The sequence below is a fragment of the Streptomyces sp. NBC_01426 genome, assembly GCF_036231985.1.
In the GTDB taxonomy this organism is placed as follows: Bacteria; Actinomycetota; Actinomycetes; order Streptomycetales; family Streptomycetaceae; genus Streptomyces.
In genome coordinates this window covers 5,020,442-5,036,070 of the sequence record NZ_CP109500.1, presented here as the reverse complement: position 1 = coordinate 5,036,070, position 15,629 = coordinate 5,020,442, and the positions used below count along the sequence as shown (strand labels likewise).

Sequence of the window (15,629 nt, the reverse complement as noted above, 5' to 3'; positions counted from 1 at the left end):
CAAACGGAAGCCGGATACTGCGCCCATGACCGAGGACAACAAGGACGCCGTCGACGCGATCGCCGCCCAGTGGTACGCCGTACGACCGGATCTCGACACCGCACCCATGGCCGTCTTCGGCCGGATCTACCGGATCACCAAGGCCATGGGCGACGAGATGGAGCGGACCTACAACCGCTACGGGATCTCCCGCGGGGAGTTCGACGTCGTCGCCACCCTGAGGCGATCCGGAATCCCGTACACCCTCTCGCCCCGGCAGCTGTCCGCGACGCTGATGCTCACCACCGGCGGCATGACGGGGCGTCTGGACAGGCTGGAGAAGGCCGGACTGCTGACCCGCAGCCCCGATCCCCATGACCGGCGCGGGCTCCACGTGACCATCACCGACCGGGGTCTGACGCTCATCGACGAGGCCGTCACCGCGGGCCTGGAGGTACAGCGCGCCGCGCTCACCGGGCTCGACCCGCAGGAGGTGGAGGTGCTCACGGGCCTGCTCAGGAAGCTGCTCGCCGGAACCCCGTGAAGGCCTGCCGTCGGGGCCCCGCGCACGTCGCCGGCCGGGACCCCGGGAACACGACGGGGCGCCGGGGGTCCGCGACACGACCGACACGCGTCGGCGTACGGACCCCCGGCGCCCCGGAAGTCATGAAGGGTGACCACCCCGCAGGGCGGTCACGTGAGCGGACGTCAGTCCGTGGCCTGCTGCTTGCGCGACTTGTCGCCCACCATGACGAGGCCCGCGATGACCAGGAACAGCACGATCGGCGTGGCCACGAACAGGCCGAGCGTCTCGCCAATGCTCAGGGGCGGAGCCGGGTCGTCGCCGTCGTCGCGGGTCAGCGCGAGGGCGGGAGACGTCATCAGCAGCATCATCAGCGTCGTTCCGGCCGTGACGGCGCCGGCGCGCAGTGCGTTCTTCTTGTCCACGGTGCAAAAGTAGCGAACACCTAAACGGAGCGCGCGCCCGGGGGTGCCGTACGGGTCCGTACGCCCTCACGCACCGCGCTCAACAGGGCATTCGCGCGCGGTGAGGCCGTCAGCGCCTCCAGCGTCAGCGGGCGCCCCGATCCGTCGGCGATCGGCAGCCGCCAGTTGGGGTACTGGTCCCAGGTCCCCGGCAGGTTCTGCGGCCGTCGGTCCCCCACCGCGTCCGGCAGCCACACGCCGACCAGCCGGGCGGGCGTGCGCAGCAGGAAGCCGTACAGGGCCAGCACGGCGGACTCCTCGTCCTTCGTCTCCAGCCCGAGCCGGTCGAGCACGGCCAGCCACTCGGCGGTGTCGGCCTCGTCCTCGGCCCGTTCCACCTCCACGGGGCGGGCGAGCAGACCGAGTCGGTCGCGCAGTTCGACGTGGGCGCCGGCCAGCTTCGCGGCGGTGGGCGGCAGATCGTGCGTCGTGGCCGTCGCCAGGCAGTCCGCCCGCCACTCCTCGGGCTCCAGCGGGGCTCCGCCGCGCGCCCAGTCGCGCTCGAACCACAGCACCGAGGTGCCGAGCACCCCGCGGCGGGCCAGGGCGTCGCGGACCCGGGGCTCCACCGTCCCGAGGTCCTCGCCGACGACCAGGGCCCCGGCCCGGTGGGCCTCCAGGACCAGGACCGCCAGCATCGCCTCGCCGTCGTGCGAGACGTACGTGCCCTCCGCGGGCGGGGTGCCCCGGGGGATCCACCAGAGCCGGAACAGCCCCATGACGTGGTCGATCCGCAGCGCGCCCGCGTACCGGAACACCCCGCGCAGCAGGTCCCGGAAGGGCGCGTACCCGGCGGCGGCCAGCGCGTCCGGCCGCCAGGGCGGCAGCCCCCAGTCCTGGCCCCGCGCGTTGAAGGCGTCCGGCGGGGCGCCCACGGAGATGTCCTCGGCGTAGTGGCGCGGGCCGCCGACGTCCGAGCCCTGCGGATGCACGCCGACCGCCAGGTCGTGCACGATGCCGACCGCCATGCCCGCCTCGCGGGCGGCGCTCTGGGCGGCGGCGAGTTGCTCGACCGTCAGCCACACCAGCCAGCGGTGGAAGTCGACCCGCTCCCGTGGATCCTCCCCGGCGTGCCCGGCGCACCAGGCCGCGTGCCGGTCCAGCGGGTCCCCCTGCTCGGCGCGGAACGCGGCGTAGGCCGCAGCGCGTCCGGCCGTGCGCGGAACGGCGTACAGCAGCTCCAGGGCCCGCCGCTTCAACTCCCACACGGCGTCCCGGTCGATGAGCTCGCCCTTCTCCAGGACCGCGCGGCGCAGCTCGGCGCCGCGTGCGGCGAGGTCGTCCAGGGCCTCCCGGTCGGGACAGTGGGCGTACTCGGGCACGTCCTCGATGCGCAGGTGGACCGGGTCCGGGAAGCGGCGGGTGGAGGGCCGGTACGGGGAGGGGTCGGTCGGCGTCCCGGGAACGGCCGCGTGCAGCGGGTTGACCTGGATGAACCCGACGCCGTGGGTGCGGCCCGCCCAGCGGGCGAGTTCGGCCAGGTCGCCGAGGTCGCCCATGCCCCAGGAGCGCTCGGACAGCAGCGAGTAGAGCTGGACGAGCAGCCCGTGGGTCGTCCGCCCGGGCGCGGCCGGGGCCCGGTCGGGGGCCACGATCAGCGTGGCCTCGGCGGTGCGACCGTCGGGCCCCTCGGCCGTGAGCCGGTGCACGCCGAGCGGCAGGTCCGGGCCCCACGGGGCCTCCCCGCCGTCCTCCAGCAGCACCCGGCTCCCGGCCGGCGCGACGGGCAGGGGCTCCCCCCGCCAGTGCACCACCGTGTGGGGCAGGGGCCGCACGGCGGCCTCCAGGGCGGCTTCCGCGACGGCGGCCCGGATCTTCTCGGGCGTGTCGGCGGGCACCCCGAGGCACGCCAGCACCGTCGTGATGGTGGCGTGCGGGACCTGGACGGTCACCTCGGCGGCGGGCTGGTAGCTGGTGGCGATGCCGTGCAGTTCCGCGAGCCGGGTGAGATCGTCCATGTCAGTCCCTGTCTAGTGCTGTGGCCGGAAAGGTTTGCCGGGTCGCGGTGTCCGGTGCGGTGCATGGCAAGGCGGAGGACTGCCGCTTGTACGGGACGTACTCGGGCGGTTCGACAACGCGGCGAGGTACCGTGCCGGGCGCCGGGACACGGTGAACCTTTCCGCTCACCGCACTAGTTGCCCGCGGCCGCGGCCGCGGCGGGTGTGGTCGGCTCGCTCGTCAGCGGGGCCTCGGCGGTGAGGGGCGGCTCGCTGGTCAGCGGCGCGTGCGCGGAGTCGGCGAGCGGGGGCTCGCTGGTCAGGGGGGCGTCCGGCAGTCCTGCCTGGGTCGGCAGGTGGGCGAGCGGGGCGATGGGATGGGCGGAGGGTTTGCGGGCGGTGCGGATCGTGCGGGTGGTCCGTACGTTCATCTGAGCACTCCTTCGAGCGGATTCGGTGGACGTGCCCGGGGAACAGCCTCGTGGCACGCGTGTCGGAACAGAGCGGACCAACGCAGCCCTACCCAGTCGACGGCCGCGCATTCCTGGCGAATCCGCTCCAGATCCCCCATCCGCATTGACACCCCCACCGTACGAATGGTGGGCTCTGGCTCGTTCGTACGAGCGGGGGACGACTCGGGACGGGGAGGCTCCGTGCAGCTCAGGGGCAAGAAGCGGGCCACGGCGGCGGCGATCGCCGTCATGGGGACGCTCTTGGGCGGAGCGACGGCCTCCGGGCCCCAGGTGATGTCCGCCTCACCCTCCGCACCCGACACGCCCGACACGCCCCCGTCGACGCCGGGGGCGGGCACCGCCGCGGCGAACGGCGCCGCGCCCGCCTCGTCGGGCGTCTCGCCCGGCCCGGTCCTCGATCCGGGCTCCGACACCCCGCGGACCGCCGCCGACGGACCGGCCGTGTGGCCGCGCCCGCAGTCGATGAGGGCCGATCCGGCGCACGCGGTGCCGGTGGGCACCGAGGCCGTGCTGGTGGCGGCGCCCGACGTCGACCCGTACGCCGCCGAGGTCGTCCGGACCACCCTGCGCGGGGCCGGCGTACGAACCCTGCACGAACGGGCCCCCGGGGACGCGCTGCCCGCACACGGCCTCGTCGTACGCCTCCAGGGCCCCGACGCCCTCGCGGCCTTGCGCGCGCTGGGCGCGGCCGAGGCGGGGGACCTGCCGGCCGGGGGCTACCGCATCGCGGTGGGCAGGGTCGGCGACCGGAACACCGTCGCGCTGGCCGGCGTGGGGGACGACGGCCTCTTCAACGCGGCGCAGACCCTGCGCCAACTCCTCCCGTCGGGCACCGCGAAGGCCCCCGGGGTGCGCGTACGGGACTGGCCGACGGCTCCCGTGCGCGGTGTCACCGAGGGGTTCTACGGGGATCCCTGGACCCGGGAGCAACGGCTCGCCCAACTCGACTTCATGGGGCGCACCAAGCAGAACCGGCTGTTGCTGGCGCCCGGCGACGACACCTACCGCACCACGCGGTGGCGCGAGGACTACCCGCCCGAGCGGCAGGCCGAGTTCCGGGCCCTCGCCGAGCGGGCGCGCGCCAACCGGGTGGTGCTCGGCTGGGCGGTGACCCCCGGCCAGTCGATGTGCCTGTCCTCGGCGGCCGAGCGGGCGGCGCTCACCCGCAAGGTGGACGCGATGTGGGACCTGGGCTTCCGGGCGTTCCAGCTCCAGTTCCAGGACGTCAGCTACACGGAGTGGGGCTGCCTGGAGGACCGCGAGCGGTACGGGAGGGGCCCGGCCGCCGCCGCGAAGGCGCACGCCGAGGTCGCCAACGAGCTGGCCGCGCACCTCGCCGCCCGCTATCCGGGGGCGCCCGCGCTGTCGCTGCTGCCGACCGAGTACTTCCAGGACGGCTCCACCGGCTACCGGAGCGCGCTCGGCGGCGCGTTGAACGCGCGCGTGGAGGTCGCGTGGACCGGCGTCGGGGTGGTGCCCCGCACCATCACCGGCAGGGAACTGGCCGGGGCCCGGGCGGCCTTCGGGCAGCACGCGCTGGTCACCATGGACAACTACCCGGTCAACGACTGGGATCCGGGCCGGATCTTCCTCGGCCCGTACGCGGGCCGGGATCCGGTGGTGGCCGGCGCCTCGGCGGGGCTGATGCTCAACGCGATGCCGCAGGGCACCCTGTCGCGGATCCCGGTGTTCACGGCGGCGGACTACGCGTGGAACCCGCGCGGCTACCGGGCGGGCGAATCGTGGGCGGCGGCGGTACGCGATCTCGCGGGCCCGGACCCCCGGGCCCGCAAGGCGCTGGCCGCCCTCGCCGGGAACACCGCCTCGTCGGGGCTCAAGCAGGAGGAGTCCGCGTACCTGAGGCCGCTCGTCGAGGAGTTCTGGCGGGGCCGCGCCGCGGGCGACCGGGCGGCCGGCGAACGGCTGCGCGCGGCCTTCACCGTGCTGCGGGAGGCCCCCTCCCGGCTGCCCGGCCTCACCGGCGAGGCCGGACCGTGGCTGGACCGGCTGTCGGAGTACGGAACCGCCGGCGAACTGGCCGTGGACATGCTCCGGGCCCAGGCCCGGGGGGACGGGGCGGCGGCCTGGAAGGCCTCGCGCGCCCTCGCGCAGGCCCGCGCCGGGCTCGCGGAGGCCGGCGACGCCCGGGTGGACACGGCCGTACTGGACGCCTTCCTCACGAAGGCGACCGCCGAGTCGGACAGTTGGACGGGCGCGTCGCGGACCGTCGGAACGGTGTCGCGGGGCTCCGACGCGTGGACCGTCCGGCTGGACGGCGTACGCCCCGTGTCGGCGGTCACCGTCATGACGGACCCGCTCGCGCCCGGGACGCTCGCGACGCTGGAGGCCCACGTACCGGGCGAGGGCTGGCGCAAGGTCGCCGACGCGGGCGCCTCGGGGTGGACCCAGGCCGACCTGCGCGGTCTGCGGGCGGACGCCGTACGGCTGGTCTGGCCCGGGGCCTCCCCCGCCGTGCACCACGTGGTGCCCTGGCTCGGGGACGGGCCCGCCGCCCGCTTCGAGCTGGCCGGTGGCGGGCGGGCTGACGTGGAGATAGGCGGCGCCCCGCTGCGGGTGTCCGCGGACCTGTCCGCCCTGCGGCCCGGCGAGGTCCGCGGCCCGCTGTCGGCGGCCCCGCCGCGGGGGATCGCGGTCCGCGTCCCGGGCGAGGTGAAGGCGCCCCGGGGCACCCTGGTCAGCGTTCCGCTGGAGGTCACCGTCGCGGCCGGCACCCCGGCGGGGATCTACTCCGTCCCGATGACGTTCGCCGGTCAGTCGCGCACCCTGACGGTCCGTGCGGTGCCCCGCACGGGCGGCCCGGACCTGCTGCGGGGCGCGAAGGCCTCCTCGTCCGGCGACGAGACCCCGGCCTTCCCCGCCTCGGCGGTGCTGGACGGCGCCGACACCACCCGGTGGTCGTCCCCGCCGGTGGACGGGGCCTGGTGGCAGGCCGAACTGGCGGCCCCCGCCCGGATCGGCCTGTTGACGCTGCGCTGGCAGGACGCGTACCCGTCCGCCTTCCGGGTCCAGACCTCCGCGGACGGGGTCACCTGGCACGCGGCGGCGACGGTCGCCTCCCGGGGCGGCACGGACACCGTCCACCTGGACGCGCCGGGGGCCCGGTTCGTCCGCGTCACGTGCGACAGGCGCGCGACGCGCTTCGGCTGCAGCCTCTGGTCGGCCACGGCCCGAGCGGTAACCCCCTGACGGGCCGAACCCCGGCCGCGCGAAACCAGCCTCGCCTGCGTTTGAGGCGCGGGGTCTGGGGCGGAGCCCCAGGCAACCCCGGCTCCGCCGGGCACCGGGCTCCGCCCGGACCCGCGCCTCAAACGCCGGCGAGGCTGAATGGGCCTCGCCCGGGCCGGAGGCTAGGACGCGGCGGCCGTCGCCGTCACCCCGACGCCGATCCGATCGAGCGCGTCATCGGCCCCGTACGGCTGGAGGTACGGCATCCACCGCGGGTCCCGGTGCCCGGTGCCGATGATCCGCCAGGCGAGGCCCGACGGCGGTGCGGGCTGGTGGCGCAGCCTCCAGCCGAGCTCCAGCAGGTGGCGGTCCGCCTTCACGTGGTTGCAGCGTCGACACGCGGCGACGACGTTGTCCCACGCGTGCTGCCCACCCCGACTGCGCGGGATGACGTGGTCGACGCTGGTGGCGACGGCCCCGCAGTACATGCAGCGACCGCCGTCGCGGGCGAAGAGCGCGCGACGGGTGAGCGGAACGGGCCCCCGGTAGGGGACCCGCACGAAGCGCTTGAGCCGGACCACGCTGGGAGCGGGGACGGCTCTCGTCGCGCTGTGCAGAAAGGCGCCGGATTCCTCCAGGGAGACTGCTTTGTTCTCCAGGACGAGGACGAGCGCGCGGCGGAGCGGTACGACGCCGAGCGGCTCGTACGACGCGTTGAGGACCAGGACGTGCGGCACGGACTGCCTCCTTGTACGCCGGCGGCGCGTGGCTCGCGCCGGGACGATCTGCTCTCCAGTCTCCCCTTATGGCAGGTCGAAGCGCCACCACGCGCTCGTAACGGGTCCGGGGTGTTTTCAACCACACCCGCCTTCTCCCCGGGTGAGTCTGGTCTCTCCCCCGCGGACGACAACAAGGTCGGGCGAGTGCCCCGTTAGTGTGGTTGGTCTGCCCGCACAAACCTCTCGCGGACAGACCGCTATGCCTGGAGGTTCCCGCCGTGCCCTCGCCCGCCACCCTGCTACCGCTGGCAGCGACCACCGACGACGCCGCGGAGAGCGTCACGAACGCCGCGGACTTCATCGAGCAGAACTGGGCCGATTGGCTGGCCATGGGGCTGCGGATCGTCTTCATCCTGGTGATCGCGTTCGCGCTCCGCTCGGTGATCCGCAAGTCGCTGACCAAGCTCATATCCCGGATGAACCGGGGTGCGGCGGCCGTCGAGGGGACGACGCTGGGCGGGTTGCTGGTCAACGCGGAGCGCCGGCGTCAGCGGTCCGAGGCGATCGGTTCGGTGCTGCGGTCGGTGGCCTCGTTCCTGATCCTCGGCACGGCGGTGCTGATGGTGCTCGCCGAGCTGAAGATCGATCTCGCGCCGCTGCTGGCGAGTGCCGGTGTGGCCGGTGTGGCGATCGGTTTCGGCGCGCGGAACCTGGTGACGGACTTCCTGTCCGGCGTGTTCATGATCCTCGAGGACCAGTACGGCGTCGGCGACAAGATCGACGCGGGGGTGGCCTCCGGTGAGGTCATCGAGGTCGGGCTGCGCGTGACGAAGCTGCGCGGGGACAACGGCGAGATCTGGTACGTCCGCAACGGCGAGATCAAGCGGATCGGCAACCTCAGCCAGGGCTGGGCCACGGCGGGCGTCGACGTGCAGGTCAAGCCGACCGAGCGGCTCTCCCGCCTGCGCGAGGTGGTCCAGGAGGTCGCGGACGCCATGGCGAAGGAGTCCCCGTGGGACGAGCGTCTGTGGGGTCCGGTGGAGGTACTGGGTCTGGACGAGGTGCTGCTGGCCTCGATGACGGTGAAGGTGTCGGCGAAGACGATGCCGGGGCAGCAGTTCGCCGTGGAGCGCGAGCTGCGCTGGCGGATCAAGGAGGCCTTCGACGCGGCGGGCATCCGGATCATCGGCGGGCTGCCGGACGCGGAGGAGGCCGAGGAGGCCGCCGACCCGTCGGCCTCCGTGGCGGCGCCGTCGGCGATGTCGAACCCGACGTCCCCGCAGGCTCTGGCCACCACGCCGATCCCCGGACCGAGCGCGCCCGGCAACCCCCGGATCACCAAGTAGCCGGCGCACCCACCCCTTCCGCTGCCCCGCAGGTCACATCCTGCGGGGCAGCGCCATTGACAGGGCTCGAACGGTGATAGGAAACTTACCTAACAGTTCATCTCGGTGAGGGAGAAACGCTCCATGCCCGCCGCCACCCCCGGAACGCCCAGCCTGTTGCGCGCCATGAACGACCGTGCCGCCCTGGAGCTGCTGCTGACGCACGGCCCCCTGTCGCGGACCCGGATCGGCCGGCTGACCGGACTGTCCAAGCCGACCGCCTCCCAACTGCTGGCCCGGCTGGAGGAGGCCGAACTGGTCGTGGCCACCGGCACCGACGGCGGCCGCCCCGGTCCGAGCGCCCAGTTGTACACGCTCAACGCCCGGGCCGCGCACGTCGGCGGGCTGGACGTCACCCCCGAGCGGGTCGTCGCGGCCGTGGCCGATCTGGCCGGCACGGTGGTCGGCAGCTTCGAACTCCCCTACGCCGAGGGCACGGGCGCCGTCGACCAGGTCACCGAGGCGCTCGGCGAGGCCGTCAAGGCCGCCGGGCTCCAGCGCTCCGACCTGCACCGCCTCGTCATCGCCACCCCGGGCGCGTTCGACCCGCAGACCGGCCGGCTGCGGTACGCCAGCCACCTCCCCGGCTGGCACTCCCCCACCCTCCTCGACGAGCTGGCGGCGGCGCTGCCGATGCCCGTCGAGTACGAGAACGACGTGAACCTGGCCGCCGTCGCCGAACAGCGGCTCGGCGCCGCCCGCGGCCACGAGGACTTCGTCCTGCTGTGGAACGAGGAGGGTCTGGGCGCCGCCCTGGTGCTCGGCGGCCGGCTGCACCGCGGCTGGACGGGCGGCGCGGGCGAGGTCGGCTTCCTCCCCGTGCCCGGACACCCCCTGGTCCGGCAGGTCGCCCGCGCCAACACCGGCGGCTACCAGGAACTGGCGGGCGTACAGGTGCTGCCCCGGCTCGCCGCCGAGCTGGGCATCGACGTCCCGACCGGCCCGGAGGTCGCCGTCGGCGTCGCGCTGCTGGAGCGGGCCGCCGCCGAGCCCGAGGGCGCGCACCTGGGCTTCCTCCGCTCGTACGCCACCGTCCTCGCGACGGGTCTGGCCTCGCTGGTCTCCGTGCTCGACCCGGAGATCGTGGTCCTGTCGGGGGCCCTGATCGGTGCGGGCGGCGCACCGCTGCACGCCCTGCTGGAGACCGAACTCGCCGAGCTGGCCCCCTCCCGCCCCCGCCTGGTCGCCGGCGAGGTGCGCGAGCGGCCCGTCCTGCGGGGCGCGTTGGAGAGCGCCCTGGCCACGACCCGCGACGAGGTCTTCGACACCTCCCGCCGGCCCCTGCACCAGCCCCCGCGCTGACACCTCCCTCCTCCCGATCCACCGCGGCACCCCTCACGGAAGTTCCTCACGCAGAGAGCGAGCCCCGCCATGCCCAGAACCGGACGACCGATCCTCACAGCCGCGCTCCTCACGGCGATATCCGTCCTCGCCGGCGCCTGTACGGGCCAGGCCGGATCCGCCGCCGCGGACGACCCGAAGGCCGAGGTCACCCTCAACTTCTGGCACGGCTGGTCCGCGCCCGGCGAGGTGAAGGCCATCGAGGACAACATCGACCGCTTCCGGCGGGCACACCCCAACATCAAGGTCCAGGTCACGGGCAACATGACCGACGACAAGATCAACCAGGCGTTGCGCGCGGGCGGTGACAAGGCCCCCGACGTGGTCTCCTCCTTCACCACCGACAGCGTCGGCAAGTTCTGCAACTCCGGCGCCTTCGCGGACCTGAACCCCTTCCTCGCCAAGTCCGGCGTCGACAGGACGAAGGTCTTCCCCAAGACCCTGCTGGAGTACACCCGGTTCAACGACAACCAGTGCACGCTGCCGCTGCTGAACGACGCGTACGGCCTCGTCTACAACAAGACCGCCTTCGCCGCCGCCGGGATCACCGCACCCCCCAAGACCTGGAGCGAGTTCGTCGAGGTCGCGCAGAAACTGACGGTGGCCCGCGGGGACACCTACGACCGGCTCGGCGTCATGCCGACCTTCCACGGCTACGAGACCACCCCGATGCGGCTGGCCGCGCAGTGGAGCCCGAAATACTTCGACGCGCGGGGCAAGTCCAACCTGGCCGAGGACCCGGGCTTCGCGAAGATGCTGACCGCGCAGAAGGACCTGGTCGCCAAGCTGGGCGGCTACGAGAAGCTGGAGCGCTTCCGCAGCACCTTCGGTGACGAGTGGAGCGCCGAACACCCCTTCCACCGGGGCCAGGTCGCCATGCAGATCGACGGCGAGTGGCGCCCCGCGATGGCCAAGGAGGCCGGGGTGACGTTCGAGATCGGGACGGCGCCGCTGCCCGTCCCGGACGACCGGCTCGCCGAGTACGGCAAGGGCTACCTCTCCGGCACGGTCATGGGCATCTCCGCGGCGAGCAGGAAGCAGAACGCCGCCTGGGAGCTGGTGAAGTACATGACCACCGACACCGACGCGGTGGTGGACTTCGCCAACGCCATCCACAACGTGCCCTCCACACTGGCCGCGCTGGAGTCCCCGCGGCTCCGGGTGACCCCCGAGTTCCGGACCTTCATCGACATCGCCCGGCACCCCGCATCGGGCACCACGCCGGCCCAGGCCGACGGCGGCACCTACCAACTGACCTTCCAGGATTTCGCGTACCGGGTCGAGAAGGGCGACGTGCCCGACATCTCGGCCGGTCTGGCCGCTGCCGACCGGCAGATCGACACCGACATCGCGAAGGCCAAGTAGCCCCGATGACCACGCACACCTTGCGGGCGAAGCGCCGCAGGGCGCGGCTGCGCACCGCGGCCTTCATGTCGCCCTGGCTGATCGGGTTCGCGGTGTTCTTCGCCTACCCGCTGCTGTCCACCGTGTACTTCTCCTTCACCCGGTACGACGGCTTCCGTCCGCCCGTCTTCAACGGCCTGGACAACTGGGCGTACGTGTTCTCGGACTATCCGCTGTTCTGGCCCGCGATGCGCAACACGCTCTGGCTGGTCGTGGTGATGGTGAGCTGCCGGGTCGTCTTCGGCCTCGGCGTCGGCCTGCTCATCACGCGGATCAAGACGGGCGCCGGAATCTTCAGGACCCTGTTCTACCTGCCCTACCTGGCCCCGCCGGTGGCCGCCACCCTGGCCTTCGTCTTCCTGCTCAACCCGGGGACCGGGCCGGGAAACGTGCTGCTGGACTCGGTGGGGCTGCCCACGCCCGGCTGGTTCACCGACGCCGACTGGTCCAAGCCGGCGCTGACCGTGCTCGCCGTGTGGGGCGTGGGCGACCTGATGGTGATCTTCATGGCCGCGCTGCTCGACGTACCGAGGGAGCAGTACGAGGCCGCCGAGCTGGACGGGGCCGGTGCCTGGGCCCGGTTCCGGCACATCACCCTGCCGAACATCTCTCCGATCATCCTGTTCGCGGTGGTCACCGGGGTCATCCAGGCGATGCAGTACTACACCCAGCCGCTGGTGGCGGGGAAGGTCGCGGCGGGCGTCATCGGCGGCTCGGGGCAGCAGTTCGAGCCCGGCTACCCCGACCGGTCCACGCTGACGCTGCCGCAGGTCGTCTACAACGTCGGCTTCCAGCGCTTCGACTACGGGAGCGCGTCCGTGGTGGCGCTGGTCCTCTTCGCCCTCTCCATGGCCTTCACCGCGCTCCTCATGCGCCGCCGTGGCGGACTGATCGGATCCGGTGACTGACATGGCCGACTCGACCGCACTCCCCCGGGGCCGCAAGCCGCTGCTGCACTGGGTCGCGGTGCACTCCCTGGGGGTGGCCGCCGCCCTGTTCTTCGTCCTCCCCTTCGTCTTCCTCTTCCTCACCTCGCTGATGAGCGACCAGCAGGCGCTGACCCGCGACCTGTGGCCGCGCACCTGGGAGTGGGACAACTACGTCCAGGTCTGGAACACCCCCGGCTTCCTGACCTGGTGGCGCAACACGCTGCTGTACGCCGGACTCGGCACACTGCTGACCGTGGTGTCCTCGGTGCCCGTCGCCTACGCGCTCGCCAAGTTCCGCTTCCGCGGCCGGCGGCTGTCGCTGCTGCTGGTGATCGCCATGATGATGCTGCCGCCGCAGGTGGTGGTCATCCCCATGTACCTCTTCTGGGCCAAGCAGTTGGACCTGTCCGGGACCCTGTGGCCGCTGATCGTCCCGATGGCGTTCGGCGACGCCTTCTCGATCTTCCTGCTGCGCCAGTTCCTGCTGACCATCCCCGACGAGTACCTGGACGCGGCCCGCGTCGACGGCTGCGGCGAGGTGCGGACGCTGCTCCGCGTGGTCCTGCCGATGGCCAAGCCGGGCATCGCGGCCGTCGCCCTGTTCCAGTTCTTCGCCGCCTGGAACGACTACTTCGGCCCCCAGATCTACGCCTCCGACAACCCGGCCGCCTGGACGCTCAGTTACGGCCTGGAGTCCTTCAAGGGCGCGCACCACACCAACTGGAACCTGACCATGGCCGCGACCGTACTGGTCATGGCCCCGGTGATCGTCCTCTTCTTCTTCGCCCAGAAGGCGTTCGTCGAGGGAGTCACCCTGACCGGAGTGAAGGGCTAGACACGATGAAACTCGCAGTGGTGGGCGGCGGTTCCACCTACACCCCCGAACTGATCGACGGCTTCGCGCGCCTGCGCGACACCCTCCCCGTCCGCGAACTGGTCCTGATCGACCCGGCCGCCGAACGGTTGGAGCTGATCGGCGGCCTCGCCCGGCGGATCTTCGCCCGCCAGGACCACCCCGGGCTGATCACCACCACCTCCGACCTGGACGCGGGCGTGGCCGACGCCGACGCGGTACTGATCCAGCTGCGGATCGGCGGCCAGGCCGCCCGTCTCCAGGACGAGACCTGGCCGCTGGAGTGCGGCTGCGTCGGCCAGGAGACGACCGGCGCGGGCGGGCTCGCCAAGGCGCTGCGCACGGTCCCGGTGGTCCTCGACATCGCCGAGCGGGTGCGGCGCGCCAACCCGGACGCCTGGATCATCGACTTCACCAACCCGGTCGGCATCGTCACCCGCGCCCTGCTGAAGGCCGGGCACAAGGCGGTCGGGCTGTGCAACGTCGCCATCGGCTTCCAGCGGAAGTTCGCGGCGCTGCTGGACGTGGCCCCCGCCGAGATCCACCTCGACCACGTCGGGCTCAACCACCTGACCTGGGAGACCGCCGTACGCCTCGGCGGTCCCGGGGGCACGGACGTGCTGCCGGGGCTGCTCGCCGAGCACGGGGACGCGGTCGCCGCCGACCTGCGCCTGCCGCGCGCCGTGCTGGACCGGCTGGGCGTGGTCCCCTCGTACTACCTGCGCTACTTCTACGCCCACGACGAGGTGGTCCGGGAGCTCGGCGAGAAGCCCTCGCGGGCCGCCGAGGTCGCCGCGATGGAGAAGGAACTGCTGGCGCTGTACGGGGACCCGGCGCTGGACGAGAAGCCGGCGCTGCTGGCCAAGCGGGGCGGGGCCTTCTACTCGGAGGCGGCCGTGGACCTGGCGGCGGCGCTGCTGGGCGGCGGCGCCCCGTCCGTGCAGGTGGTCAACACCCTCAACAACGGGACCCTACCCTTCCTCGCGGACGACGCGGTCATCGAGGTGCAGGCCCGCGTCGACGGCTCGGGACCGGTGCCGCTGGCCGTGTCGCGCCCGGACCCGCTGTACGCCGGGCTGATCTCGCACGTGACGGCGTACGAGGACCTCGCGCTGGACGCGGCCCTGCGCGGGGGGCGCGAGCGGGTCTTCCGGGCGCTGCTCGCGCACCCGCTGGTGGGCCAGTTCGACCTCGCCGAGGGGCTGACCGACCGGCTGCTCGCGCACAACAAGGAGCACCTGGCATGGGCGTGAGCCGGCCCGGCCCGGCGGCGGTCCTGGCCGTCGACGCGGGCAACAGCAAGACCGACGTGGCGCTGATCGGCGCGGACGGCACGGTCCTCGGCACCGGTCGGTCGGGGGGCTTCCAACCGCCCCTGGTCGGCGTCGAACCGGCCGTGGACGTGCTCGGCCGGGCCGTCGCGGAGGCCGCCGAGGCCGCCGGACTGCCCCGGCTGCGGCCGGGCGCCCCGTACGCCGCGCAGGTCTCGGCCTGCCTGGCCAACGCCGACCTGCCGGTCGAGGAACGTCGACTGGCGGACGCGATCAGCGCGCGCGGCTGGGGCGCGGCGACCGAGGTCCGCAACGACACCTTCGCCATCCTGCGGGCGGGGCTCCCGGACAGCGGGCCGCCGCGGGGGGTCGCGGTGGTGTGCGGGGCCGGCATCAACTGCGTGGGGATGCTGCCCGACGGGCGGACCGCGCGGTTCCCGGCGGTCGGCCGGATCTCCGGCGACTGGGGCGGCGGGGGCGGCCTCGCCGAGGAGGCCCTGTGGTGGGCGGCCCGGGCCGAGGACGGCCGGGGCGGGCCGACGGAGCTGGCGCGGGCGCTGCCCGAGCACTTCGGGCTGGGCTCCATGTACGAGTTGATCGAGTCCCTGCACCTGGGCGGGGCGCCCCGGGCGCGGACGCACGAACTGGTGCCGGTGCTGTTCGCGGTGGCCGCCGCGGGCGATCCGGTGGCGGCGGCGATCGTGGAGCGGCAGGCGGACGAGGTGGTGGCGATGGCCTCGGTGGCGTTGGCACGCCTCGACCTGCTGGGCGAGGAGGCCCCCGTCGTGCTGGGCGGCAGTGTGCTCGCGGCCGGGCATCCGCGGCTGAACGGGCGGATCGAGACGGGGCTCGCCGAACGGGCCCCGCTGGCCCGGATGTCGGTGATCGTGGCCCCGCCGGTGCTGGGGGCGGGGCTGCTGGGGCTGGACGCGCTGGACGCACCTGCCGGGGCCCGTGAAAAACTCCGTGCCCATTTCGGGTGAACCCGCCCCGGGGGGCGTCCCGTCTGGAACCGTGGCGGTCACGTGGACGTATAGACGGTGAAGGGGTGGCGGGAACGACGCGGTGGGGGTCGCGGCGACGACACCGGGGGTGGGCTCGGGACGTATCGCCCAAGAGCCGGCACCGGGTGCTGTGGTTGACCGCCACTACGTCCATACTGCTG

Annotated in this window: 13 protein-coding genes; 9 read left to right on the top strand and 4 right to left on the bottom strand. The window is 73.4% G+C overall.

Features of this window, described 5'->3' with window-relative positions:
* Nucleotides 1–25 precede the first annotated feature (25 nt).
* Nucleotides 26–523, top strand: coding sequence for a MarR family winged helix-turn-helix transcriptional regulator (locus OG906_RS22340; protein WP_329445226.1), 498 nt, complete (start codon nucleotides 26–28; stop codon nucleotides 521–523).
* A gap of 164 nt (nucleotides 524–687) precedes the next feature.
* On the opposite strand, the gene OG906_RS22335 is transcribed toward OG906_RS22340, so the two are convergent.
* From OG906_RS22335 to OG906_RS22325, 3 genes are all read right to left on the bottom strand, one after another.
* Entirely contained in the window at nucleotides 688–927 is a 240-nt protein-coding gene (locus OG906_RS22335; protein WP_267799397.1) for a hypothetical protein, read from the bottom strand.
* Between the two features lie 20 nt (nucleotides 928–947).
* On the bottom strand, nucleotides 948–2,924 hold the full coding sequence (locus OG906_RS22330; RefSeq protein WP_329445224.1) for a 4-alpha-glucanotransferase: 1,977 nt from the start codon (nucleotides 2,922–2,924) through the stop codon (nucleotides 948–950).
* Between the two features lie 173 nt (nucleotides 2,925–3,097).
* Entirely contained in the window at nucleotides 3,098–3,334 is a 237-nt protein-coding gene (locus tag OG906_RS22325) for a hypothetical protein (RefSeq protein ID WP_329445222.1), read from the bottom strand.
* Here OG906_RS22325 and OG906_RS22320 point away from each other — a divergent pair.
* Complete coding sequence (locus tag OG906_RS22320; protein WP_443067404.1) at nucleotides 3,281–6,583, top strand: beta-N-acetylglucosaminidase domain-containing protein; 3,303 nt, start codon at nucleotides 3,281–3,283, stop codon at nucleotides 6,581–6,583. The two genes, OG906_RS22325 and OG906_RS22320, sit on opposite strands and share 54 nt — an antisense overlap.
* A 161-nt stretch (nucleotides 6,584–6,744) precedes the next feature.
* Here the strand turns inward: OG906_RS22320 and OG906_RS22315 are convergent, their stop codons facing one another.
* Nucleotides 6,745–7,299 (bottom strand): HNH endonuclease, encoded by a 555-nt coding sequence (locus OG906_RS22315; protein WP_267799393.1) that lies wholly within the window; start codon nucleotides 7,297–7,299, stop codon nucleotides 6,745–6,747.
* 260 nt (nucleotides 7,300–7,559) lie between these two features.
* On the opposite strand from OG906_RS22315, the gene OG906_RS22310 reads away from it, so the two are divergent.
* From OG906_RS22310 to OG906_RS22280, 7 genes are all read left to right on the top strand, one after another.
* Complete coding sequence (locus OG906_RS22310; protein WP_329445218.1) at nucleotides 7,560–8,627, top strand: mechanosensitive ion channel family protein; 1,068 nt, start codon at nucleotides 7,560–7,562, stop codon at nucleotides 8,625–8,627.
* 123 nt (nucleotides 8,628–8,750) lie between these two features.
* Nucleotides 8,751–9,968 carry an ROK family transcriptional regulator gene (locus tag OG906_RS22305; protein ID WP_329445217.1) on the top strand — a complete coding sequence of 406 codons (1,218 nt, stop codon included), beginning with the start codon at nucleotides 8,751–8,753 and terminating at the stop codon, nucleotides 9,966–9,968.
* A gap of 69 nt (nucleotides 9,969–10,037) precedes the next feature.
* A complete protein-coding gene (locus OG906_RS22300) occupies nucleotides 10,038–11,372 on the top strand; it encodes an ABC transporter substrate-binding protein (RefSeq protein ID WP_329445215.1) in 1,335 nt (444 codons plus the stop codon).
* 5 nt (nucleotides 11,373–11,377) lie between these two features.
* Nucleotides 11,378–12,319, top strand: coding sequence for a carbohydrate ABC transporter permease (locus OG906_RS22295; protein ID WP_267799389.1), 942 nt, complete (start codon nucleotides 11,378–11,380; stop codon nucleotides 12,317–12,319).
* A gap of 1 nt (nucleotide 12,320) precedes the next feature.
* Complete coding sequence (locus OG906_RS22290) at nucleotides 12,321–13,175, top strand: carbohydrate ABC transporter permease (protein ID WP_267799388.1); 855 nt, start codon at nucleotides 12,321–12,323, stop codon at nucleotides 13,173–13,175.
* Between the two features lie 5 nt (nucleotides 13,176–13,180).
* Entirely contained in the window at nucleotides 13,181–14,446 is a 1,266-nt protein-coding gene (locus OG906_RS22285) for a 6-phospho-beta-glucosidase (protein WP_329445213.1), read from the top strand.
* Nucleotides 14,437–15,447: an N-acetylglucosamine kinase gene (locus OG906_RS22280; protein WP_329445211.1), complete on the top strand. Its 1,011-nt coding sequence runs from the start codon at nucleotides 14,437–14,439 to the stop codon at nucleotides 15,445–15,447. The genes OG906_RS22285 and OG906_RS22280 overlap by 10 nt, the downstream gene beginning before the upstream one ends.
* Nucleotides 15,448–15,629 lie beyond the last annotated feature (182 nt).

Bases quoted from the DNA above. Each gene is read 5' to 3' on its own strand.
- OG906_RS22340 (WP_329445226.1), top strand. From the start codon at position 26: ATGACCGAGGACAACAAGGACGCCGTCGACGCGATCGCCGCCCAGTGG.
- OG906_RS22305 (WP_329445217.1), top strand. From the start codon at position 8,751: ATGCCCGCCGCCACCCCCGGAACGCCCAGCCTGTTGCGCGCCATGAAC.
- OG906_RS22300 (WP_329445215.1), top strand. From the start codon at position 10,038: ATGCCCAGAACCGGACGACCGATCCTCACAGCCGCGCTCCTCACGGCG.
- OG906_RS22295 (WP_267799389.1), top strand. From the start codon at position 11,378: ATGACCACGCACACCTTGCGGGCGAAGCGCCGCAGGGCGCGGCTGCGC.
- OG906_RS22325 (WP_329445222.1), bottom strand. From the start codon at position 3,334: ATGAACGTACGGACCACCCGCACGATCCGCACCGCCCGCAAACCCTCC.
- OG906_RS22330 (WP_329445224.1), bottom strand. From the start codon at position 2,924: ATGGACGATCTCACCCGGCTCGCGGAACTGCACGGCATCGCCACCAGC.
- OG906_RS22290 (WP_267799388.1), top strand. From the start codon at position 12,321: ATGGCCGACTCGACCGCACTCCCCCGGGGCCGCAAGCCGCTGCTGCAC.
- OG906_RS22285 (WP_329445213.1), top strand. From the start codon at position 13,181: ATGAAACTCGCAGTGGTGGGCGGCGGTTCCACCTACACCCCCGAACTG.
- OG906_RS22320 (WP_443067404.1), top strand. From the start codon at position 3,281: ATGGGCGGAGGGTTTGCGGGCGGTGCGGATCGTGCGGGTGGTCCGTAC.
- OG906_RS22280 (WP_329445211.1), top strand. From the start codon at position 14,437: ATGGGCGTGAGCCGGCCCGGCCCGGCGGCGGTCCTGGCCGTCGACGCG.